The organism is Arthrobacter sp. MOO21 (assembly GCF_057369995.2).
Window position 1 is genome coordinate 1,120,686 of the sequence record NZ_CM170671.2, and the last position, 22,919, is coordinate 1,143,604.

The following is a 22,919-nucleotide window of genomic DNA, read 5'->3' on the forward strand; positions in this document are numbered from 1 at the left end:
GCCCTCCCCCGTCAAGGCGCTGGGAGTGGCGGCCATGGCGGTCACCGTCGTGCTGTGGGCATCGGCTTTCGTGGGCATCCGCGCCATCGGCCCGAACTTCTCACCCGGCTCCCTGACGCTCGGCCGGCTGGCGATTGCCGCCGTCGTCCTGGCCTTCCTGGTCCTGCCCCAGCTGCGGAAGAGCCGGACGCTGCCCCGGGGCCGTGAATGGCTGCCCATCCTCGCCTACGGCGTGATGTGGTTCGGCGGCTACAACGTGGCGTTAAACGCCGCGGAGCACGTCCTGGATGCCGGTACCAGCGCCCTGCTGATCAATGTGAATCCCATCCTGGTGGCCATCATGGCCGGGATCTTCCTCAAGGAAGGCTTCCCGCGGTGGCTGCTGATCGGAAGCACGGTGGCCTTCGCCGGGGTTGCCCTGATCGCCCTGGGATCCGGGCAACCCCGCAACGCGGGGGAAAGCGCGACGGCGGACCTGGCGGGTGTGGCGCTTTGCCTCCTTGCCGCCGTGCTCGCCGCAGTCAGCGTCATCATCCAGAAGCCCGTGGTGCGGAAAATCCCCGCCGCCCAGGCGACCTGGTTCGGGATCGTGGTGGGTGCGGTGTGCTGCCTCCCCTTTGCCGGACAGCTGGCGTCCGAGGTCCAGGCCGCTCCGCCGCAGGCCACGTGGGCGCTGGTATACCTGGGCGTGTTTCCCACAGCCATCGCCTTCACCACCTGGGCGTACGCGTTGTCCCTCGTAGACGCCGGAAAGCTCGCCGCCACCACCTATCTGGTTCCCGGAACCACCGTCCTGATCTCGTGGCTCCTGCTGGGCGAGATCCCCACGGCCTGGGGCCTTGTCGGCGGCGTGGTGTGCCTGGTGGGGGTGGCACTGACCCGGCGGCGGACCCGGCCGCCACGCAACCGGCAGCTCCGGTATTAGAGTCGGGGTATGCCAGCCAACCTTCCGCCGGGCCTGCCCATCATCCCCGGCGGCCCGCATGAGCCTCCCGGCTTCAGCATGTCGGCGGACGAGTTCGAGGCCGCCGTCGAGGACGCCCTGCAGAGCATTCCGGAGAAGCTGGCACGTGCCATGGACAATGTGGCCGTGTTCATCGAGGACGACTACGTGCCTGGACCTGGCGAAGATCCCGAAACCGTTCTGCTGGGACTGTACGAAGGGGTCCCGCTGACCGAACGCGATTCCTGGTGGGACGCCGGCTCCCTCCCGGACCGCATCACCATCTTCCGCGAACCCATCCTGGACATCTGCGGCTCACGGGATGATGTCATCCATGAGGTGGCCGTGACGGTGGTCCACGAAATCGCGCACCACTTCGGCATTTCCGACGAACGGCTCCACCAGCTCGGCTGGGGCTAGCCTTGTAAGCATGGGACACGACCACAGCCACGCGCACGGCATCACCGCCACCGGCAGGCACCGGAAGCGCCTGCTGGCCGTCCTGGGTATCACACTGGGCGTCGTCGTCATCCAAATCGTTGGTTCCGTCCTGTCCGGGTCGCTCTCCCTGCTGGCGGACGCCGGCCACATGCTCTCTGACGCGGCGGGCGTCACCATCGCCCTGCTGGCGACGTGGATCGCGGGACGACCGGCGAGCGACCAACGGACGTACGGCTACCAACGGGCCGAAGTGCTCGCCGCACTGGCCAACGCACTCGTCCTGATCGTGATCGCAGTGGTCATTTTCACAGAGGCAGTCAGACGGTTCGGGGCGCCGCCGGAGGTGCAGACGGGCATTATGCTGTTTGCCGCCATCCTCGGCGCTGTAGCCAACCTGGTGTCACTGTTGATCCTGCGCCGGGCACAGGAGGAAAGCCTGAACGTCCGGGGCGCCTACCTCGAAGTGCTGGGTGACCTGCTGGGATCGGCCGCGGTCATCGTCGCGGCGCTGGTCATTATGCTCACCGGTTTCAAGGCGGCGGACACCATTGCTTCCGTCCTGATCGCGCTGCTGATCCTGCCGCGGGCCTGGAGCCTGCTGCGGGACGTGGTGGACGTCCTCCTCGAGGCCAGCCCCAAGGGCGTGGAGGTGCAGATGATCCGGGAGCACATCCTGTCCGTCGACGGCGTCACCGATGTGCACGACATCCATATCTGGACCATCACCTCCGGCGTCCCCGTCTTCTCGGCCCATGTGGTGGTGGAGGACGGGGTGCTCAACGCCCGGGGCGCCGACCAGCTCCTGGACAAGCTGATCAGCTGCCTTGGCTCGCACTTTGACACCGACCACTGCACGTTCCAGCTGGAACCCGCCAGCCACTCCGAGCACGAGACCCATCAGCATGCGTGACCGCGACACGCGGCGCCGAGCGTCCGGACAAATGACACATTTGTGGTTTATGTTATTGATGTGACTGCTGTTGCTAAAGTGCAAAAGCTCACGTAGCCTCGGACTGCTGGCGGGCAGCTGAGCGGCACACTCGTGCCAAATACAGGACCTCCCAGCCTTACGTTGCGAGGTCTTTGCAGATGGCTTTATCCGGACTGGGACGCAGGACGGCCGTGCTGTGCGCCGCCGTCGTACTTTTTGCCTCCGCCACAGCGCCGGCATCCGCTGTTCCGGCGCTGCCACCTGCCTCTGCTGTCCCTGCGTCGCCTGACATTCCATCGCCGGAGGACATTGCCGCAGCGAAGGCCAGCGAGGCCGCCACGGCAGACCAGGTGACGGCGATCGAGCGCATCCTTGCTGACGCGGCAGCGGCCCAGCAGGCCTCGTTCGCGGTAGCCATGCAGGCCAACAACGCCTACAGCGAGGCGCTCGTGGAACTGCAACAGAGGACCGGCGCAGCCTCGCTCGCCACCGCGCGGGCTTCCGCAGCACGGGAGCAGCAGGACAAGACCCGGAAGCAGGTAGGCCAGCTGGCCGGGGATCTGTACCGCAATGGCGGCCTGAACCCCACCCTCGGAACCCTCGCCAGCGGCGGCGAGAGCCTGCAGCAGGCGGCCACGCTCGAGGCACTTTCGGCCAGCCGCAGCCGCGCCTTTGACGCTGCGGACGCGGCCGCCACCGCGTACCGCTCCCTGACCGCGGCCGCCGAGGATGCCAGCGAGGCCGCGGATGACGCTGCCAGGACCGCGGAGCAGCGCAAGACCCAGGCGGAGGAGGCCAATGCCGCGCAGGCCAAGGCCGTGGCCGATGCGAAGGCCCAGCGGACGGTCCTGGTGGACCAGTTGGCGCAGCTCCGCAACACCACGGTGGCGCTGGAGTCGGCCCGGGTGGATGCCCTGGACCGGCAGCGCGAAGAGGCCAGGCTCGCGGCGCTCTCCGCGGCTGCGGACAAAGCGGCTGCCGACAAGGCGGCGCAGGCCCAGGCGGCCGGGAATACAGCAGCGGGGAATACTGCAGCGCCGCGGAATTCCCCCGCACAAGGCGCGGCACCGGCCCCGCCTGCCCCGGCACCGGCTGCTCCCGCACCTCCTGCCCCGGGCCCGGCACCTGCTGTTCCTGCGCCGGCTGCCCCTGCACCCGTGGCACCCGCGCCAGCGCCTGTAGCCCCTGCGCCGGCTCCTGCCCCCGTTGCCCCCGCCCCCGTTCCTGCCCCCGCGCCGGCGCCGTCGACCGGGACCGGCTCGTACGAAGTGGCCATCTCCGTAGCCCTTGGAAAGGTTGGCGCACCGTACTACTACCAGTGGGGCGGCACGGGCCTGTACGGCTTTGACTGCTCAGGGCTGGTCCAGAACGCCTTCGCGGCGGCCGGGACCTATCTTCCGCGCACGGCCACCCAGCAGTATGCCGCAGCCCCGGTACACGTTCCCATCTCGCAGGCCCGCCGCGGCGACCTGGTGGTGTGGGGTTCGGCGGGCAACTTCTACCACGTGGCCATATACCTGGGGAACGGACAGGTGGTTCAGGCGCTGAATCCGCAGGAGGGCATCACGGTGTCGTCCATCAGTTCCATGGTGGGGATGGACCTCTACCCGTACGCAGCCCGGTACTGAACCGCCCATGGGAAGCCGGTTTCCGCGAACCGGCCCCAGTGAGTCCGTGCCTCAGCTCAGGATGTCCTTGCTGACGAAGCGGCCGTAGGCGAGCGCGCCGAACACCACGATGTATCCGGCCTGGAGCAGGGCGTTGCTGGCAAACGAGTCCCACAGCAGCGGCTGGCGCAGCATGTCGCCGAACCCCAGCCAGTAGTGGCTGAACAGCCAGGGGTGCAGCCACTCCAGCTGGGGAAGCTGGTCCAGTACCTGCGAGACCACCGACACCACCACGGTGGCCGCCATGGCACCGACGGGAACCACGGTCAGGGTGGACAGGAAGAGCCCTATGGCGGAAAGACCAGCCAGGGACACAGCGAGGTACGCAGCGATCAGCACAATGCGGAGGGCTGCTTCGGGCGGCTGGACCACGCCCCCGGAAAGCAGCGTCACGGGACCCACCGGGAAGAGTGCCGCCCCAATCGCCGCCCCGGCAAGGCCCACGGCCAAGGGTGCCACCAGACCAAAGGCGAGCGCGCCGGCGTACTTGACCAGGAGCAGCCGCACCCGCCCGGCCGGTGCCACGAGCAGGTACCGCAGGGTCCCCAGGTTCGCCTCCCCCGCGATGGTGTCCCCCGCCACCACCCCCACCGCGAGTGGCATGAACAGGGGGACTGAAACCAACATGGCCGTGAAGGCGACGAACAAGCCGTTCTGGGTGATCCGGTCCAGGAAAGCAGGCCCGCGTCCGGGCGGGACCGGCGAGGAAACCCGCACGGCGATGGCGATGAGCACCGGGATGGCAGCCAGCGCCAGCAGCAGCGCCCAGGTCCGACGCCGGCCGAACAATACCTTCAGTTCCGAGCCCAGCAGGGAGAGCCCGGAGCCGCGCGGTGCGGGCACCGGTGCGGGCCGGGCTGCTGCGTCCGCATCCGGGGTATCGGCGGGTACGCTACTGGGCAACGTCGAATCCTTCCCCCGTGAGGGCAACAAAGCGGTCTTCCAGGCTTTCACGCTCGACGGCGAAGCCCCGGACGCGGACGCCGGCGTGGACAAGCTGCGCCACCACTTCCTCCGGGAGGAGAGCGGATCGCCCGGCCTGCCCATCCAGCCTGCCCTGCCCATCCAGCCTGCCCTGCCCGTCCAGCCCGGCAACAATGCTTTCGCCGTCCGGCTGCCCCAGCGCCTGCCCCTGCGCCGACGGCGCTGCCCGCCCTGAAAGGTCCGGTCCCGCGCCCGGCTCCGCGTCCAGGCCAAGCCGTGCCAGCACCTGCCGTGCCTGGCCGCCGTCGGGGGTGACAAGCCGGATCCGGGTGTTTCCTGCCTGCCGCAGTTCTGCCAGCGGCCCCTGGGCCACCAGCCTGCCGGCGCTCATCACGGCAGCATGGGTACACATCTGGTCCACCTCTGCCAGCAGGTGGCTGGACACGAAAACGGTGGTTCCCTCGTGGGCCAGTGACCGCACCAGGTGGCGCACCTCGCGGGTCCCCTGCGGGTCCAGCCCGTTGGTGGGCTCGTCCAGCACCAGCAGGTCACGCGGCGAAAGCAGTGCGTTGGCTATCCCCAGGCGCTGCTTCATTCCCAGGGAGTAGGCGTGGACGCGCTTCGCCGCTGCATGCCCCAGGCCTACGCGTTCCAGGGCCCGCTCTACCCGCGCCTTGCGCGTGGCAGGGACGGTCTGGGGGCTGGCGGAATCGAGCCGGTGGAGGTTCGCCGCGCCAGAGAGAAAGGGATAGAACGCGGGGCCCTCCACCAGGGCACCGACGCGCGGAAGCACCTCATGGAGCCTGCCCGGCATCTCCAGGCCGAGCAGGCTCACCGTGCCGGCAGAGGCGGCCGCAAGGCCAAGCAACATCCGGATGGTGGTTGTCTTGCCGGATCCGTTGGGGCCCAGGAATCCGAATACCGATCCATGCGGAACGGCCAGGTCCACGCGGTCCACGGCGAGCTGCTGGCCAAACCGCTTGCTCAGGCCGTGTGTCTCGACCGCCAAGCCGGCGGGCCCCAACGCCACGCTCACTGTGCCATGCTCACTGCGCCGTTCTCACTGGGCCCCAGCTGCCACGGCCTGGAGCCTTTCCGGCGGCACCATCCCGGCCAAGATGCGGCCATCGTCCATGATGAGCACGTTCAGCAGCGCGGTGGAGAGCAGGTGCCCGCCGGGAACGACGACGGCGGCCTGGGACAGGAGCGGATCGCGCAGCAGCGTTTCAGCGGACGAGCCGGAGGATACCTGGGCGGGCAGGCCCACCACGGCATCCCAGGACTTGCCCGTCACGGAGGGGTGGCCCTTGGCTGCCATCTGCGCGAAGAATTGTTCGGGCGTGATGGCCATGCCGGGCTCGTGGAAGCTGGCGGGCAAATGGGACTTATCCGGGACCTGGATCTCCTTGACGGTACTGCCCGGCGGTGGGGCAAAGGTGAACAGCGACGGGTCCGGGGCGTCAAGGGAAAGGCTGGTGAAGCCGGAACGGAAGGCGGGCTTGTCGGCTCCGCGGGCGGTCACCTGGACGGAGAGGGGCATCCCGTTCTTGCCGTCAACGGCGACGGCTACGCGGCCCACCAGGGTTGCATCTGTCCGCGGTTCAAGGACCAGGTTGTAGGCCGCCCGGCCGGCGACAGCTACGTCCGGGCCGACCGTAACGGCCGTGGTGGGCTCAACCTTCGCCAGCAACTTCCGGGCCAGCTCGCCGGGAGTGGGCATGGCGTGCATGCCCCGCCCGTCATCCGGGCGGGCGGTGTCCCCGGCGTGTGCAGGGAGGGCCAGGTGTGCCGCACTGTTGTCCTTCGATGAGTAGAACCAGACGTCGTTGCCGTGGTGTATCACGTCCCGCTCGGCCAGCTGGTCCACCACCTGCAGACGGGCATTGTCTTTGCCGTCCACGTAGATGCGGGCGGTGTGGTCTCCGGACAGCAGTTCGATCACCGAGGCTGCCCCGCCGGCGGACGCCGGCCCGGTGGGCTTCCCTGCGGCGGGCAGTTCGGGCAGTCCCAGTTCCGAGGACTGCTCCACGGTCCCGGAGAAGGACTGCACCTGGTGGCTGGCCAGCAGCTCAAGCACCTGCGCCGGGGTCTTGGCGGGAAGAGGGTCACCGGCGCTTGCGGGGATGGACCCGGCCAGGACACCCGCGGCGATCACTGCTGGCGCCGCGGCAGCAGGTAGCCACCGAAGCCATGCCCGGCGGCCTAACGTGCTCCCTCGCTGGAGCTGTTCACTGGAACCCGGTCCGTTGGAGCCCATAGGTCAAGCGTACGCCGGTGCAGGCGGTCCATACCCGCAGGAACCCCCTAATCCTGCAGCGCTGCCGCACGCTCCCGCACGACCGTCCCCGATCCGCCGTCGACCGTTATTGTTTGTCCGGTGGCTATCACACGGGTGGCGCCCGGTACGCCCACGACGGCAGGAATGCCATATTCCCTCGCAACCACCGCGCCGTGCGAATTGGGGCCGCCCATCTCCATCACCAGGCCGCCCGCCGTCAGGAACAGCGGTGTCCACCCAGGGTCCGTGGACGGGGCAACCAGGATCTCCCCCGGCTCAAGGCGGGCGCCCACAGGATCCAGGATGACGCGTGCCCGTGCGGTCACCGTCCCCGCGGAGGCCGGGCTGCCCGTGAGGGTTCCTTCGGCGGCATTCCCGACGGCGGCCCGCACCGCTTCGGGTTCCGTTCCGTCCGAGAGCAGCACCCTGGGGATGTGGCGGCGCCCGAGCTCACGGTCGTAGTCCCCACGCCGCGCCGCCACGAGCGGCCGCAAGTCCGGGACCGGCGTTCCTGCATCTCCCGTGTTCGCTGCGGTCTTAACGGTCCCGGTAAGTGCCTGCCGGACTTCGTCGAAGGCCAGGAAGAACACGTCATCCGGCCGCTCGAGCCTGCCTGAGTCCGCCAGTTCCGACCCCACCAGGAGGATCTGCCGGCGGACCTCCGCCAGGCCCACCACGAGCTGGTATTTGGGCAGCTCCCGCAGGCCGGCGAACAGCCGCGCCCTGCGCAGCGCGCCCCGCACCAGCATTCCCCGCACCCTGCCACGGGCGGCGGCGCGGGCGGCGAGCAGCTCCACCTGCGCTTCCGCTTCCTCCGCTGCCTTGCTGAACTGCACGTCGGGCGCGAGGGCAGGGTTGTCCAGCCGCAGATAGTTGGCCAGGATGCCCAGGATGTGCGCCGGTTCCTCCGACCAGCGCGGCTGTCCCACGTCGATTTCGGCCACGGCCCGGTGCCCGTACCTGTCCAGGAACCGGGTCAGCCCGGCCTCCAGCCGGGCCGGCAGCTGCCCGGCGCGGAAAGCGTCCGCCAGGACGGCCGCATCCCCGGCCATCAGGGCGCTGCGTGACTGGGCGTCGTCCCGGATCGCTTCCGCAAGATGCCACAGCTCCAGGTCCATCTGCGTGGTGATGTTGTTCGGCAGGCCGCGGATCACCGGCTGCAGTTCATTCCACGGGTTTCCGCCCAGCAGTTTTCCCGCCACGCCCAGCATGGCGAACCCCAGCGCTGGAAGGGGAAGAACGGCCGGAACAATCAGGAACAGGCGTGAGCCCAACAGTGACTCGGCGTGGTCAAGGCGCGCCTGCGGGGCGGCCCCATCGTCAAGGACAAGGGAGGCATCGAATTCCCTGGTGAAGCGGTCCAACCGCCGGAGGGCCGCCTCCGGCCGAACCAGCGCACGCAGGAGGGTGGCGGGAACCCTGGCGCGGGCGGCCACGGGCGCCACGTGGCGCAGCAGCCCGAAGGGTGTCCTCGTGGTCACCGAAAACGCCGGGTCTTCGAACAGTTGCCGCATGACCGCCGCTGTCCGGGCCTCCATGATGTCGAAAACCCGGGGAACGATCCGGCGGCCCACGGCGCTGCGTATGGGAGTGGTGAAGTCGACGTAAATCCGCTGCCCGGCCTCGGCGTAGGGCGACGGCCCGCGCCCCGGGTCAGGCACAGGGAAGCCTGCGGCCATGGCGACGGAAGAGGCGATAAGGCGGACAGACGCAAGGCCCATCGGCGTGAGTGGCCGGGTGAGCCCCTGGGCGAGGCTGAAGCAGAGGTAGGCACGGGTGCCGCCTACAGGCTTCCCGCCGGCAGGAACGTTGCCCGCGGCGCCGTTGCTCTTCGGGACCGGGTAGAGCGTGGTGATCGGCCTGGACTGCGTGAGCCACAGGGCGCCGGCACTGTCGATGGCCCATTCGGTGTCCTGCGGGGCGCCAAAATGCGCTTCGGCCCGCTGCCCCAGCCGCACCAGCCCGGCCACCTGGGGGTCCGTCAGGCACAGAGTCCCGCCGGCTGCGCGCGACTCCCGGACCTCCGTCCCGCCGCCGGGAAGGGGCCGGATCTCCATGCCCTTCCCGCCGGTCTTCCGTTCCAGCACCTTGCCGGTCAATGCATCCACCACGAAATGGTCCGGGTTGACGGCCCCGGACACCACGGCTTCGCCGAGCCCCGGGCTGGCGTCGATGACAATCTGCCGCCGGCTGCCGGTGAGGGGATTCGCCGTGAACATGACCCCCGCCGTGTCCGCGTCCACCATCCGCTGGACCACCACGGCCAGGGCCACGCCGGCCGGATCCATCCCCAGGCCGGCCCGGTACGTGGTCGCCCGGTCAGTCCATAGCGAGGCCCAGCATTTTTGGACGGCGTCGAGGAGCGCAGGCACCCCCACCACGTTGAGGTAGGTCTCCTGCTGGCCGGCGAAGCTTGCGAACGGCAGGTCTTCAGCAGTGGCCGAGGACCGGACCGCCACCGGCACGTCCGGCCCGAGTGCCGCATAGGCCTGCGCCACCGCGCCGGACACTGCTGCCGGAACGGGCGCCGCCAGGATGGCTGCGCGGGCCGCTCCCGCCAGGCCGCTCACGTCAGGAGGTTCCTTGGCTGCCGCACCCCCTGCGGTTTCGAGGGCGGCGTAGACGGCGGCCAGCCCGGGAAGCACGGCTCCCGAGCCGGAGACCACCTCCCGGTAGGCCGTGGTGGTGAGGCAAAAGCCTTCCGGGACGGGCAGGCCCGCGGCGAGCAGTTCCCCAAGGTTGGCCGCCTTGCCGCCCACCAGCGCGAGCATGCCGGCGTCGAGCCTGCGCAGGTCCAGGACAAGCCCACTGGGCTCACCGCCGGGTATCCCGTGCCGCTGCATGTCCGCAGTTCCTTGGTCGGGAACAGCGGCGGCTTAGGCGGCGTCTCCGAGCATCGGCCCGAAACGGGCACGGTCCGCAAGGCGCGGGTCTTCCCGGTCCGGCACCACCATGACCGGCCCCTTGGCGTGATGGAGGACGCCGTCGGAGGTCGAACCGAGCAGCATGCCGGCGAAGCCGCCGCGGCCGCGGGTGCCCACCACCACCAGTTCGACGTGCCGGCTTTCCTCCACGAGCACGTCCACCGGCGAGCCGTCCTTGAGCTCGTAGTCGGCCTGGAGCCGCGGGTAGTGGCTGCGGAGCCACGCCATTCCGGCGTCCAGGGTGACCCGGATGTCGTCGAACAGCGCCTTTCGGTCCATCGGCGCGGGGACCCACGCCAGGGAACCGCTGTACTGGGGAACGGCGCAGACGACGCGGAGGGCGGCGCCGAGGCGCACGGCCTGGTCGGCGGCTTCCAGGACGGCAACCCGTGCCTGCTCCGAGCCGTCAACGCCGACCACCACGACGTTCTCCACCTGCCGGTGCCCGGCTTTGGCCTGCTCAGCCTTGATGCGCCGGTCCTCGGTGGTCTCGCCCAACCGGTCCGCACAGAACAACGGGACGGTTACGGTGGGGCACTTGGCGTGTGCGGGCAGGGCGCTGCTCACCGAACCAAGGAGCCTGCCCACGAAACCCCCGCGCCCCCGCGTGCCCACCACCAGGAGTTCAGCGCTTCCGGACATCTCCAGCAGCACTCCCGCGGCGTCGCCGTTTTCCACCGAGGAACTGGCGTCGATGTCGTACGTGGAAACTTTCTCGAGGGCCTGCCTGGCGATGGCCTCGGCGCCTTCGCGGATGACGGAGTCGTCCACCGTGGCGTAGCCGCCGTCCAGGCCGGACGCAGCAAAGATCGGCACGGAGTAGGCGGTGACGATGTGCAGGGGACGACGGCGGCGCTGGGCCTCCCGCGCGGCCCACACCAAGGCGCACTGGCCGTGTTCGGAGCCGTCAACGCCCACCACGATGCCCTCCGGAGCGGCCGATGCCCCACGACCGTCCTGTGCAGGGTCCGGATGCAACTCTTGTGCGCCCATGGGGGCCGCCTCCTCGCGTTACTGCCTGATGTTGCGGCTATTCTGCCAGAAAACGGGCCCCTCCCCGTGCACCCGGTCCGGAGCCGCAGCCGCGGGGAACAACCTGCTTCCCAGTCCTCACTATTCTCCGTACCATGCGGCTTAGCAAGCGTGGCCAGGCCCGGGAAAGCGGGTTATCCACAGCCTCCGGGCCCCGGCACGGAAAGCGCCTTCACCGCGGGAAGAATCTTGGCGTTTTGGGCTACCCACGGGCGGGATTGTTCTGTATTCTTCAGGACATTGTTGGTCCGGGACGCCGACTGCCACTTCCTGTCAGCACGCTGCTCCCGGCCATGCGCTGCGGCCGTGCCTGGGGGCACCGGCAGGCGCGCCGGCGAGGATGCCGGCACCTGACGAAGCTTCGAAGGAGGGAAACTGTAGTGTCAAGCATGCCTGGGAGTGCCGGGACCGAACAGACCACCACTGTCATCATTGGCACGGGCCTGTCAGGGCTGGCTGTTGCCGCCGAATTGCGGCGACATGGAGTGGACTCCATTGTGGTGGACGGACTGGACCTGCTGGGCGCCGGGCAACCCGCGAACACCACCTCCCTGCAGCGCTGCGACGCCGCGGATTCGGACACCCTGCGCGAACGCAACGAGATCCTGCGCCACCTGCGCAACTACGCCGCCAGCCACAGCGTGGACATCCGGAACACGACCCGCGCGGTGCAGCTCACCATGTTGGGATCAGCGGACGGCACCGGTGCGCCGCAATGGCAGGTGCACACCCCTACGGGCGTCCTGGTGGCGGACCACATCGTCCTGACGCGATGCGCCCACAGCCAGTTGCGGCGCATGATCAACGACTTCGGCCTGTCGGTAGGCCGGAACGTGGCTGCGGCCATGCGGGCCATCGGCATCTACCTTGTGGGGGTCGGGGAGCTCATCACGCCCTCGCCCAAGGAAGTCCTTCGCCAGGCCAAAACCGTGGGCCAGGCGATCTCCGCCAGGGTCAACCCGAATGGCGGAGGGTTCCCAGCGACGGGAAGCCTTGCCATGCTGGGCTGCTGACGTCCGCGCCGGAACCCGCTGCCGCGGGGCTACTCCCCGTCCCCTTTGTCCCCGCCGCTGTTATCGGCGTCGCCGGTGAGCCGCCGCCTTGCCAGTATGCCCAGGGCGGCGAGCAGTCCCACCGCCACGGCCGCAAAAATCACGATGCTCCACTGGAACGGCTCACCCGCGCTGGCCGGCGCGGACGGCTCCTCCGTCACGCCGGGCCGGGCGGTGCCCATGCCCGGGACTGTGCCCGCCGTCGTCGAACTTCCTGCCGTGGGTTGCCCGGAAGAGCCCGCAGCGCCGGAGGCCGCGGTGAAAGCGAATGTCCCCTCGATGGGGTGGGAGTCGGAGCTGACGACGCGCCATGCAACCGTGTACGCGCCGGCCGGGGCGCCGGGGCGAAGCTTCTGGGTGGCCATGTTGTCCACGATCTGCACAGACCCGTCAGCCCATTCGGTGCCGGACGCGTCCCTGACTGAGAAGGAGGCGCCGATGCCCAGGGGCTTGTTGCTGAACGTCACCGAAACCTCGTCCGGCGGGGCCGCGAGCGTTGCCCCCTGCGCCGGGCTGGTGGACTCTGCTGCGTCGTGCGCGGCCGCCGGGCCGGCCAGGCCCAGTGCCGACGCGGCAACGATGAGGACACCGAGCAGCAGGTTTAGGAAAGGGCGGCGGGTGGAACGCATGCGGGACTGCTCCTTGTGTTGGCTTCCTTACAGACTAGGCGAATCTGCGCCCCCCGCCGCTGCCGCTCCCTTAGGATGCAGGTATCCCCACACACTCCCCCGGAGGACTAATGCTTAAGCAAGGCTCTGCCCTGGACCGGTATTTCAGGGTCACCGAGCGCGGTTCCAACCTTTCCCGCGAGATCCGCGGCGGGTTCGCCACGTTCTTCGCCATGAGCTACATCGTGGTGCTGAACCCCCTGATCCTGTCCGGGCCTGACTCCAGCGGCACCACGTTGGGCTTCACCGCAGTGGCGGCGGTGACCGCCTTCGTCGCGGGCCTGCTCACGATCCTCATGGGCGCGTGGGGCCGGCATCCCTTCGCACTCGCCACCGGCCTGGGCGTCAACGCCTTCGTCGCCGTCACCGTGGCCACCAACCCCGGGCTGACATGGCCGGACATGATGGGCCTGGTGGTCCTCTCCGGCCTCACCATGCTGGTCCTGGTGCTCACCGGCTTCCGTACCGCGGTCTTCAAGGCCGTCCCGGACGGGCTCAAGACGGCCATCGTGGTGGGCATCGGCCTGTTCATCGCCCTGATCGGGCTGGTGAACGCTGGGTTCGTCCGGCGCATCCCGGACGTTGCGGGGACCACCGTGCCCGTGGGGCTCGGCTTCGAAGGCAAGCTGCTGGGCTGGCCCACCGCCGTCTTCGTTTTCGGCCTGATCCTGACCATCGCCCTGGTGGTGCGGAAGGTCAAGGGTGCCATCCTGATCGGCATCATCACCTCCACCGTACTGTCCGTGGTCCTTGAGACCACGCTGCACATCGGCCCCAGTTTCGACGGCAAGAACTTCAACCCGCAGGGCTGGTCGCTGGTGGCGCCCGCCTTCTCCGGCTGGGCCGCCCCGGACCTTTCCCTGATCGGCAAGGCCAACCCGTTCGGCGCCTTCGAGCACCTGGGCTTCGTGGCGGCCACGCTCCTGGCCTTCGTCATCCTGCTCAGCATCTTCTTCGACGCCATGGGCACCATGGTGGGCCTGGCGAACGAGGCCGGCACGGTGGACGAGCACGGCAACATCCCCGACGTCGACCGCGTGCTCCAGGTGGACGCCCTCGGCGCCATCATCGGCGGCGGTGCGTCAGTGTCCTCCAACCAGATCTACGTTGAAGCCGGCGCCGGCATTGGCGAAGGCGCCCGGACCGGCATCGCCTCGATCGTCACCGGCCTGCTGTTCCTGGTGGCAATGTTCTTCACCCCGCTCATCAACCTCGTTCCGTTCGAGGCCGTGGCCCCGGCGCTGGTGGTGGTGGGCTTCATGATGGTGTCCCAGGTGGGCAAGATCGACTGGCAGGACTGGGGTATCGCGATCCCGGCGTTCCTGACCTTCACCCTGATGCCCTTCACGTACTCGATCGCCAACGGCCTGGGCGCCGGCTTCATCGCCTACGTCCTGATCCGCACCGTGCAGGGCCGGGTCAAGGACATCCACCCGCTGATGTGGGCCGTGGCCGCGGCGTTCGCGCTGTTCTTCGCCATTGGCCCGATCGAGGCCGCGCTGGGAATGTAGCTCCTTCCGGCGCGAAGGGCTGGTGCGGCAGCTGCCCCACCAGCCCTTCGTCGTCCCATGGGAGTGCCTATACCGGGGTGTTCGGCGCCAGCCCCTCGTCGCCGGACACCGCAACCGCCTTCTTCTGGCGCAGCAGGTCCAGCCGGTTCATCAGCGGCGACGTGGTGGCACCATGGATCACGATGGACAACGCCACCACCAGCCCCACGAGGGACCAGAGCCGTTGCCCCTGCTCCGCGAAATGGCCCTCGTCCAGCGCGAACGACAGGTAGTACAGGGACCCGATCCCGCGGATGCCGAAGAACGACAGCGCAATCCGTTCCCGGGGGCCGGTCTTGCCGCCCAGCAGCCCCGCCCAGCCCGCCAGCGGCCGGACCACCAGCAGGAAAGCCAGCGCCACCAGCAGCTCCGCCAGGCCGATCCCGGACAGCAGGCCACGGGCGATGGCCCCGCCAAGCAGGACCAGGATCACCACCGTCAGGAGCCGTTCGAGCTGCTCCACGTAGGAGTGGAGCACGCGGTGGTAGCCATGGGTGCGCTCGGCTGCACGGATGGTCAGGGCGCACACGAAGACTGCGACGAAGCCGTACCCCTCCACCATTTCCGCCAGGCCATATGCCAGGAACGTCGCGGACAACGCCACGAAACCCTCCGAGTGGTTGGACAACCGCAGGCTGTCCCGGCGGGCTGAAAAGAACAGCGTGGCCAGCAGCTTCCCGGTAAGGAATCCCGCCAGCAGGCCAAAGGCCAGCCGCCACACCACGTCCATCCCGAGCCACCCGGCAAACCAGCCGGACGAGGATCCGCCGGCAGCGCTGATGGCGATGGCCAGGTACACGAACGGGAACGCCAGGCCGTCGTTGAGTCCGGCCTCCGAGGTGAGGCCGAACCGCACCTCGTCCTCCTTGTCGGCGCTTTCGTCGTGGTCCGCCGGCTCACCCACCTGCACTTCGGAGGCCAGGACCGGATCCGTGGGCGCCAGGCTGGACGCCACGAGCAGGGCGGCCCCAAGCCCCAGGCCCAGGAACCACATCCCCAGCAGCGTGAGGGCAACGATGCACAGCGGCATGGCGATCCCCAACAGCCGCCACGTCGTGGACCAGCGCTTGCGGCCCACGGGCCGGTCCAGCGCCAGCCCCGCGCCCATCAGCGAAACAATCACGCAGATCTCCGCCAGGTGCATCACGAAGTTGCTGTGCTCCACGGGGTTCGGATTGGGGAGCGTCGGAATCAGCGCGAACGCAGCCATCCCGGCGCCGAGGAACACCATCGGCATGGACAACGGCATGTCGCGCAGGAGTTTCGGCAGGACCGCGGCGACGAAAACCGCCACGCCGGCCGCGGCAAAAAGAATGTCGGGTGCTTCAAACATGGGCTCTCCAGCCTGGAATTGTTGCGTGGTCCGGCGCAGGAGCCTCCTGCTGCTTGGGGCGGATTGGTCCCACCCTATCCCCCGTACCCATCGCGGAGGCCGTTCCCCGCAAAGCCCTGCCGTTCCGCCGGAGTTCTTGGATCCCGGACAGGACGACGGCGGCGGCGCTGGTTTTCAGGGCCGGCATGCGGTGAGCTTGAGGCATGGTCTTCACCCTCCCCGCCGTCGACGTCCACCCACAGCCCTGGACCGGAAGGTTCGACGGCGACGGCCCCGGACACCGCCGCTGGTGGCAGGCAGTGGCCGCGTTCGACCCCGCCGCCGAACCTGGGGCGGGCAACAAACCAGTGGCCCTGCTCGGCTTCGCTAGCGACGAGGGGGTGCGGCGCAACAAGGGCCGCACGGGCGCGGCCGCCGCTCCGGCCGCGATCCGCAGGGCGCTTGGCCCCCTGGCCTTCCATCCGGACCGCACGGTACGCGACGCCGGCGATATAGTCGTCGACGGCGATGCACTGGAAGCGGGGCAGGAACGGGTCGGCAGCGTGGTCGCCGCCCTGCTCGACGCCGGCCACCTGACAGTTGTCCTGGGCGGCGGCCACGAAACCGCCTACGCCAGCTACCTCGGGGCCAGCGCCTCGGCCGCGGTGCAGGGCGGGCAGCGGCTGGGCGTACTCAACCTCGATGCGCACTTCGACCTGCGGGACGAAGCCGTACCCAGCTCCGGCACGCCGTTCCTCCAGATGGCCCGCGCCGAAGCGGACGCCGGACGCGAATTCCGCTACGCCGTCGTCGGAATTTCGGAACCCAACAACACGAAGGTCCTGTTCGACACCGCGGACAGGCTGGGCGTCCGGTACCTGCTGGACGAAGACTGCGGGGCGGAGCGGGTCCGGGACTTCGTGGCCGGTTTCCTGGCGGACATCGACGTCCTTTACCTGACCATCGACCTGGATGTGCTGCCCGCCGCCGTGGCGCCCGGCGTGAGCGCCCCCGCAGCGTACGGGGTACCGCTGCCGGTCATTTCGGCCCTGTGCCGGCAGGTGGTGCAGAGCGGAAAGCTGCTGCACCTCGATGTGGCGGAACTGAACCCGGACTTCGACATCGACGGCCGGACCGCCAAAACGGCGGCCCGGTTGCTGGACACGCTGCTGCGCTGATCCGCGCCGCGAAACCGGCCCAGGCAAGGCCTGCCGGGTCAGGCGCCCTTCAGGACGTACCGGCGCTCCGGCCGTCCCACACCGTACTTGAGCCGCACCTCCGCCAGGCCTTCGTCGTACAAGTACTCCAGGTACCGGCGGGCACTGACGCGGGAGGTGCCCAGTTCCTCGGCCACCTCGGCCGCCGACAGGTCTCCGGCGGCGGCATTCAGCGCAGCCTCCACCAGTTTCAGCGTCTCGATGCTGCAGCCCTTCGGCAGCGGACGCTTGGCGCGGTCCAGGCCGAAGACCCGGTTGACGTCCGACTGTTCGGCCACGTCCTTGGACGCAGCCAGGCTTTGGTAGGCGCTGCGGTAATGTTCCAGCCGCTCCTGGAGGTCCGTCTGGGAGAACGGCTTGATCAGGTAGTGGACGATGCCGCCGCGCAGGGCCTTGCGCACGGTTTCCACTTCGCGCGCCGCACTGATCACCAGCACATCGAGTTCCGGGGCCACCGCCCGCAGCCGCTGCATCAGGTCCAGGCCGTTGATGTCCGGCAGGTGGATGTCCAGCAGCACCAGGTCCGGCTGGAGCCGTTCAGTTTCGGCCAAGGCCTGGGCGCCGGTGTGCGCCGCGCCTACTACGGCGAAGCCGGGCGTGCGCTGGATGAATCCGGCGTGCACCTTGGCCACCATGAAGTCGTCATCGACTATCAGGACCTGGATCATGGCTTGTTACTGCTTCCTTTCAGCACGGCGGTGAAGACTGCGCCGTGGTCGTTGGCCACCGTCAGGTTCCCGCCGCTGCGGCGGCACACCACCCGGGACAGCGCCAGCCCGAAGCCCCTGCTCCCGGCCGGGCCCGGGTCCTTGGTGGTGAAGCCCTGGCGGAAAATATGCTCGGCGGACGGTCCGGGAATGCCGGGACCGGTGTCCCGCACCGTAACGACGACGTCTCCGCCTTGCCTGCCTTCCACCCGCACCGTGACGGCTGCCTGCGGGAGCCCTGTGACGGCGTCGAACGCGTTGTCCACCAGGTTCCCCACCACGGTGGTGAGGTCGCGCGACAGCTCGTCGTCCACCTTCTCCAGGGTGGAGTCGGGGTCCAACTGCAGGACTGCGCCGCGCTCCGTGGCCAGGCTGGACTTGGCGATCAGCAGGGCAGCCAGCGCGGGATCCTTGATCCGGCTGGTCACCTCGTCGTTGAGCCGAGTCCGGTCCAGCGTGGCCCCGTTGACGAACTGGACCACGGAATCGTACTCGCCGATCTGGATCAGGCCGGAGATCACGTGCAGCTGGTTGGCGAACTCGTGCGCCTGGGCCCGCAGCGTGTCCGTGGCGGTGCGGGTGTTGCCCAGCTCCCGCTCCAGCTCGGACAGCTCGGTGCGGTCGCGCAGCGTGGCCACCGAGCCGATCACCCGGCCGCGGGAGTGGATGGGCACCCGGTTCATCACCACCAGCCGGTCGCCCACCAGCACCAGCTGGTCCGGTCCGGACTGTTCGCGGGTGAGGACTTCCTTCAGGGCAGGTTCGACGGCGAGGCCGGCCACCCGTTTGCCGACGCAGTCTTCCGGGAGCCCGAGCAGGGAACGCGCGCTGGCGTTGGCCACAGTGATCCGTTCATGCGGGTCCAGAGCCACGACGCCTTCCTTCAGGCCCTGCAGCATGGCTTCACGGTTCTCCACCAGGCCGGTGATCTCACTGGGCTCCATGCCCAGGGTCTGCCGCTTGACACGGCGCGACAGCAGCAGCGAGCCGGCAATGCCCAGGACACTCGCCACGCCCAGGTAGGTGAGGAGGTTAGGGACCGCGTCGCCCAGCCGTTCGAGCACCGTGGGATAGCTGCGGCTGATGGAGGCGATCCCAATCATGCGCCCGGTGTCATCCAGGACCGGCACATGCGCCGACAGGAGCGGGGCAGGGCTCCCGCCCACCACTCCGGTCCAAGCCCGCCCTTCCATCACCCTGCTGGCTCCGAGCTCCAGCGGCTCGCCGAGCAGGCTGGGATCCGAGGACGCCACCACCGTCCGGTCCAGCTTTGCCAGCGTCACCCGCGACGAGCCGGAAACGATCCGCACGGACTCTGCCACGGCGGGCAGCACGGCACCGCCTCTCGCCTGGGCCTCAGGGAGGAGTTCGCGGACCACCGGGTTCCCGCCCAGCGCTTCCGCCGCCGAGAGCGCACGCCGGCCTTCGATCCGTTCAAAGGCGGCGGCTGACTGGGCCAGGGAAATGGCCACCACGCCCACAAGGACCGCCAGGACAATGAGCAACTGCAGCAGAAGGTACTGCCCCGCAAGGGACATTCCTCGTCGTCGAGTCACAATGGTCTTCCTGGAGTTTGGGCGGGTGGTAACGGGAACTATATCCCAAGCCCCGCTGGCAGGACCTTCGGTGGGTTCGACCAAACGTGAACGCAATGAACACAACTTTCTCTGCGTACACAAGAGTGATCGCCATCACGCCCGCCCCTAGCATCGGAACCACAAGGCACCGCAACACAACCCAGCCGGTGCCGACCAGATTTTGTCTTGAGAGAAGAGGAACACATGCGCCAGATCCGCGCATTGCGCGTTGCCGCCGTCGCCGCCGGCATCGCCCTGATGGCCACCGGCTGCGGTGCCACCGGTAAGAGCTCCACAGGTTCGGAAAGCTCCGGCGCTGCCGCCGGGCCCATCACCGGACTGCAGATCATGGTCCCCAACTCCCCGGGCGGCGGGTATGACACCACCGCCCGCGCGGCCGCGAAGGTCCTGGACGACGCAAAGATCTCCACCAACACCGAGGTCTTCAACCTGGCCGGTGCCGGAGGCACAGTGGGCCTGGCCCGGATCGTCAACGAAAAGGGCAACGGCGACCTCGCCATGCTCATGGGCCTGGGGGTGGTGGGCGCCAGCTACACCAACAAATCCGAGTCCAAACTGACCCAGACAACCCCGCTCGCCCGCCTCATCGAGGAACCCGGCGCCATCATGGTGAGCAAGGACTCGCCGTACAAGACCATCGATGACCTGGTGAACGCATGGAAGGCCAATCCGGGTTCCATCGCGGTGGGCGGCGGCTCCAACCCCGGCGGCCCTGACCACCTGCTTCCCATGCAGCTGGCCGGCGCCGTGGGCATCGATGCCACCAAGGTCAACTACATCGCATATGACGGCGGCGGCGACCTCCTGCCGGCGATCCTGGGCAACAAACTCGGATTTGCAGCCTCCGGAGCCGGCGAGTACCTGCAGCAGATCCAGTCAGGCGAAGTGCGCGTCCTGGCCACCAGTGGCGAAAAGCGGCTCGAGGGCGTAGATGCCCCGACGTTGAAGGAATCCAACATCGACCTGGTATTCACCAACTGGCGGGGCGTGGTGGCCCCTCCGGGCATCAGTGACGAGCACAAAGCCAAGCTGATTGCCGCCCTCGAGAAGATGCACGGCACCGACGGGTGGAAGGAAGCGCTAAAGACGCACAGCTGGACCGATGCGTTCATCACCGGTGACGAGTTCAAGTCCTTCCTCGGCGACCAGGACAAGCGGGTGGCGGACGTGCTCACCAAGCTTGGGTTGGCGTGAGCTCCCTCGCAACAGGCCTGAAAGGCCGCGCCGAGCTGGGGGTAGCCCTCCTGCTCGGCGCGGCCGGCGTCATCGTCTTCCTTGACGCCAGCCGCCTGGCCATCACGTATTCCCAAGCTGATCCGGTGGGGCCCAAGACGCTCCCCTACCTGGTTTCCGGCCTGCTGGTCATCTGCGCGGTCCTCCTGGCCATCAACGTCCTGCGTGGCGGCCGGGGCGAGGCAGAGGGCGGCGAGGACGTTGACCTCACCCATCCTGCGGACTGGAAGACTGTCCTGCCCCTGGCGGGTGCCTTCGTGGCCAATATCCTGCTGATCGACTGGGCGGGTTGGGTCATCTCCGGAACCGTCCTGTTCTGGGGCTGTGCCTGGGCCTTGGGCAGCAGGCACTACGTCCGCGACGCCCTGATTGCCATTGGCCTGTCCGTCCTTACCTTTTACGGCTTTTACCTTGGCCTGGGCATCCACCTTCCCGCCGGACTCCTGGAAGGAATCCTGTAATGGACGTTTGGTCCTCCCTTATGGACGGCTTCGCCACCGCCATGACTCCCATGAACCTCCTCTACGCCGTGATCGGCGTCATCCTGGGTACCGCCGTCGGCGTCCTCCCGGGACTGGGCCCAGCCATGACAGTGGCCCTGTTGCTGCCCGTCACCCAGGTCCTGGAACCCACCAGCGCGTTTATTATGTTCGCTGGCATCTATTACGGCGGCATGTACGGCGGGTCCACTACATCCATCCTCCTTAACACACCCGGCGAATCATCCTCCGTGATCACGGCGATTGAAGGGAACAAGATGGCCAAGGCCGGCAGGGCCGCCCAGGCTCTGGCGACGGCGGCCATCGGCTCCTTCGTGGCTGGCACCATAGGTACTGCCCTGCTGGCAATGTTCGCGCCGATCGTTGTGCAGTTCGCCGTCAGCCTCGGCTCCCCCAGCTACTTCGCGATTATGGTCCTGGCCCTGCTGGCGGTCACTGCCGTGCTGGGATCCTCCCGGCTGCGCGGCTTCGCTGCTTTGGGCCTTGGCCTGGCGATCGGCCTGGTAGGCATGGGCTCCGGCCAGGCCCGCCTCACGTTCGGTATCCCTCTGCTGGCTGACGGCATTGACATCGTGGTGGTTGCCGTAGCGATCTTTGCCGTGGGCGAGGCCCTCTGGGTGGCAGCGCATTTGCGCCGCACTCCCCTGGAGGCCATCCCGGTGGGCCAGCCCTGGATGGGCAAGTCCGACTGGAAGCGCTCCTGGAAGCCCTGGCTCCGCGGAACGGCATTCGGATTCCCGTTCGGTGCGCTGCCGGCCGGTGGTGCTGAGATTCCCACGTTCCTGTCCTATGTGACGGAGAAACGGCTCAGCAAGCATCCCGAAGAGTTCGGCAAGGGCGCTATTGAGGGCGTTGCCGGGCCGGAAGCCGCCAACAACGCCTCCGCTGCCGGCACGCTAACTCCGATGCTGGCCTTGGGCCTGCCCACCAACGCCACTGCCGCCGTGATGCTGGCCGCGTTCACCGGATACGGCATTCAGCCTGGTCCTCAGCTTTTCTCGAGCCAGGGTCCCCTGGTGTGGGCGTTGATCGCCAGCCTCTTCATTGGCAACTTTCTTCTGCTGCTCATTAACCTGCCTTTGGCTCCACTGTGGGCGAAGCTCCTGCAGATTCCCCGTCCCTACCTGTATGCCGGCATCCTGTTCTTCGCCACGCTGGGCGCCTACTCCGTAAACCTGCAGGCCTTCGACCTGGTACTGCTATTGATTTTCGGCGCCTTGGGTTTCATGATGCGGCGCTTTGGCCTGCCCGTCCTGCCGCTGATCCTCGGCGTCATCCTCGGCCCGCGGCTGGAAGACCAACTGCGCAAGACGCTGAAACTGTCCGGGGGTGACCCGGCGGGACTGTTCAACGAGCCGATCGCCATCGTTGTATACGTCATCATTGCCCTCATCCTGCTCTGGCCCTTGGCCTACAAGCTGTTCCGCCGCAGCCGCCCGGTTGCTGCTCCTGCGGGCGGGGCAGCGCCCCTTGCCACGGACGTTGAGGATACGGTCCACTCGAACCACAATGCCGTCTATTCCGACCATAAGGAGCAACCATGACAGTCGTTGTGGGATACGTGCCTACTCCCGAGGGCGAAGCCGCCCTCACCCAGGCCATCGCCGAAGCCCGGAAGAGCAACAGCACCCTGGTGCTGATCAACTCTTCCAAGGGCGAATCGGTGGTGGACAGCCGCTTCGCCCCCGAAAGGGAGATCCAGGACATCGAACAGCGCCTGGCCGGCCAGGGCATCCAGTACCTGGTCAAGAGGCCGGTCCGCGGCCATGACGCCGCGGCTGAGGTGCTGGACGCCGCCGAGGAGCACAAAGCAGAACTGATTGTGATTGGCCTGCGCCGCCGCACCCCGGTGGGCAAGCTGATCATGGGCAGCACGTCCCAGCACATCCTGCTTGAAGCGGACTGCCCGGTCCTGGCCGTCAAGGCGGGTTAGGCGCCCGCC

Annotated in this window: 20 protein-coding genes; 11 read left to right on the forward strand and 9 right to left on the reverse strand. The window is 68.3% G+C overall.

All coding sequences use genetic code 11. The features are described 5' to 3' along the window. The first annotated feature begins 34 nt into the window (after positions 1–34). The 4 genes from AC2JAJ_RS05105 to AC2JAJ_RS05120 all read left to right on the forward strand — a co-directional run bounded on the left by AC2JAJ_RS05105 (position 35) and on the right by AC2JAJ_RS05120 (position 3,943). The gene (locus AC2JAJ_RS05105) at positions 35–925 is read left to right on the forward strand and encodes a DMT family transporter (RefSeq protein ID WP_486416735.1); all 891 of its coding nucleotides are present in this window, start codon (positions 35–37) and stop codon (positions 923–925) included. Positions 926–934: 9 nt separating this feature from the next. Then, on the forward strand, positions 935–1,363 hold the full coding sequence (locus AC2JAJ_RS05110) for a metallopeptidase family protein (protein ID WP_486416639.1): 429 nt from the start codon (positions 935–937) through the stop codon (positions 1,361–1,363). 10 nt (positions 1,364–1,373) lie between these two features. Beyond that, the gene (locus tag AC2JAJ_RS05115) at positions 1,374–2,294 is read left to right on the forward strand and encodes a cation diffusion facilitator family transporter (protein ID WP_486416638.1); all 921 of its coding nucleotides are present in this window, start codon (positions 1,374–1,376) and stop codon (positions 2,292–2,294) included. 179 nt (positions 2,295–2,473) lie between these two features. Further along, the gene (locus AC2JAJ_RS05120; protein ID WP_486416637.1) at positions 2,474–3,943 is read left to right on the forward strand and encodes a C40 family peptidase; all 1,470 of its coding nucleotides are present in this window, start codon (positions 2,474–2,476) and stop codon (positions 3,941–3,943) included. Between the two features lie 51 nt (positions 3,944–3,994). On the opposite strand, the gene AC2JAJ_RS05125 is transcribed toward AC2JAJ_RS05120, so the two are convergent. From AC2JAJ_RS05125 to AC2JAJ_RS05145, 5 genes are all read right to left on the reverse strand, one after another. Then, on the reverse strand, positions 3,995–4,885 hold the full coding sequence (locus tag AC2JAJ_RS05125; RefSeq protein WP_501053396.1) for a DUF2705 family protein: 891 nt from the start codon (positions 4,883–4,885) through the stop codon (positions 3,995–3,997). Beyond that, positions 4,875–5,942, reverse strand: a complete 1,068-nt coding sequence (locus AC2JAJ_RS05130) for an ATP-binding cassette domain-containing protein (RefSeq protein WP_501053397.1) — start codon at positions 5,940–5,942, stop codon at positions 4,875–4,877. The genes AC2JAJ_RS05125 and AC2JAJ_RS05130 overlap by 11 nt, the downstream gene beginning before the upstream one ends. Before the next feature lie 24 nt (positions 5,943–5,966). After that, positions 5,967–7,061, reverse strand: a complete 1,095-nt coding sequence (locus AC2JAJ_RS05135; RefSeq protein WP_501053398.1) for a LolA family protein — start codon at positions 7,059–7,061, stop codon at positions 5,967–5,969. Positions 7,062–7,210: 149 nt separating this feature from the next. Continuing rightward, on the reverse strand, positions 7,211–10,027 hold the full coding sequence (locus tag AC2JAJ_RS05140; protein ID WP_486416634.1) for a PEP/pyruvate-binding domain-containing protein: 2,817 nt from the start codon (positions 10,025–10,027) through the stop codon (positions 7,211–7,213). A gap of 33 nt (positions 10,028–10,060) precedes the next feature. After that, entirely contained in the window at positions 10,061–11,101 is a 1,041-nt protein-coding gene (locus AC2JAJ_RS05145; RefSeq protein ID WP_486416633.1) for a universal stress protein, read from the reverse strand. 428 nt (positions 11,102–11,529) lie between these two features. Here AC2JAJ_RS05145 and AC2JAJ_RS05150 point away from each other — a divergent pair, with 428 nt between their 5' ends. Further along, entirely contained in the window at positions 11,530–12,153 is a 624-nt protein-coding gene (locus AC2JAJ_RS05150; protein WP_221385605.1) for an FAD-dependent monooxygenase, read from the forward strand. 29 nt (positions 12,154–12,182) lie between these two features. Here the strand turns inward: AC2JAJ_RS05150 and AC2JAJ_RS05155 are convergent, their stop codons facing one another. Next, complete coding sequence (locus AC2JAJ_RS05155; RefSeq protein ID WP_486416632.1) at positions 12,183–12,821, reverse strand: copper resistance CopC family protein; 639 nt, start codon at positions 12,819–12,821, stop codon at positions 12,183–12,185. 110 nt (positions 12,822–12,931) lie between these two features. On the opposite strand from AC2JAJ_RS05155, the gene AC2JAJ_RS05160 reads away from it, so the two are divergent. Further along, positions 12,932–14,371 carry a solute carrier family 23 protein gene (locus AC2JAJ_RS05160; protein ID WP_501053399.1) on the forward strand — a complete coding sequence of 480 codons (1,440 nt, stop codon included), beginning with the start codon at positions 12,932–12,934 and terminating at the stop codon, positions 14,369–14,371. A 67-nt stretch (positions 14,372–14,438) separates the two neighbouring features. Here AC2JAJ_RS05160 and AC2JAJ_RS05165 read toward each other — a convergent pair whose 3' ends face one another. Further along, entirely contained in the window at positions 14,439–15,743 is a 1,305-nt protein-coding gene (locus AC2JAJ_RS05165; protein ID WP_486416631.1) for a cation:proton antiporter, read from the reverse strand. A 203-nt stretch (positions 15,744–15,946) separates the two neighbouring features. Between AC2JAJ_RS05165 and hutG the strand changes: the two genes are divergently transcribed. Next, complete coding sequence (gene hutG, locus AC2JAJ_RS05170) at positions 15,947–16,900, forward strand: formimidoylglutamase (RefSeq protein ID WP_486416630.1); 954 nt, start codon at positions 15,947–15,949, stop codon at positions 16,898–16,900. A 38-nt stretch (positions 16,901–16,938) separates the two neighbouring features. On the opposite strand, the gene AC2JAJ_RS05175 is transcribed toward hutG, so the two are convergent. Beyond that, entirely contained in the window at positions 16,939–17,607 is a 669-nt protein-coding gene (locus AC2JAJ_RS05175) for a response regulator (RefSeq protein WP_486416629.1), read from the reverse strand. Further along, positions 17,604–19,184 carry a sensor histidine kinase gene (locus tag AC2JAJ_RS05180; protein WP_486416734.1) on the reverse strand — a complete coding sequence of 527 codons (1,581 nt, stop codon included), beginning with the start codon at positions 19,182–19,184 and terminating at the stop codon, positions 17,604–17,606. The genes AC2JAJ_RS05175 and AC2JAJ_RS05180 overlap by 4 nt, the downstream gene beginning before the upstream one ends. Before the next feature lie 243 nt (positions 19,185–19,427). Between AC2JAJ_RS05180 and AC2JAJ_RS05185 the strand changes: the two genes are divergently transcribed. Genes AC2JAJ_RS05185 through AC2JAJ_RS05200 form a run of 4 tightly spaced genes read left to right on the forward strand, consistent with a single transcriptional unit; the run spans position 19,428 to position 22,910 of the window. After that, positions 19,428–20,438 carry a Bug family tripartite tricarboxylate transporter substrate binding protein gene (locus tag AC2JAJ_RS05185; protein ID WP_486416628.1) on the forward strand — a complete coding sequence of 337 codons (1,011 nt, stop codon included), beginning with the start codon at positions 19,428–19,430 and terminating at the stop codon, positions 20,436–20,438. Next, complete coding sequence (locus tag AC2JAJ_RS05190; RefSeq protein ID WP_486416627.1) at positions 20,435–20,938, forward strand: tripartite tricarboxylate transporter TctB family protein; 504 nt, start codon at positions 20,435–20,437, stop codon at positions 20,936–20,938. The genes AC2JAJ_RS05185 and AC2JAJ_RS05190 overlap by 4 nt, the downstream gene beginning before the upstream one ends. After that, complete coding sequence (locus AC2JAJ_RS05195) at positions 20,938–22,521, forward strand: tripartite tricarboxylate transporter permease (protein ID WP_486416626.1); 1,584 nt, start codon at positions 20,938–20,940, stop codon at positions 22,519–22,521. Before AC2JAJ_RS05190 ends, AC2JAJ_RS05195 begins: the two co-directional genes overlap by 1 nt. Continuing rightward, complete coding sequence (locus AC2JAJ_RS05200; protein ID WP_486416625.1) at positions 22,518–22,910, forward strand: universal stress protein; 393 nt, start codon at positions 22,518–22,520, stop codon at positions 22,908–22,910. Before AC2JAJ_RS05195 ends, AC2JAJ_RS05200 begins: the two co-directional genes overlap by 4 nt. Positions 22,911–22,919: the final 9 nt, after the last annotated feature.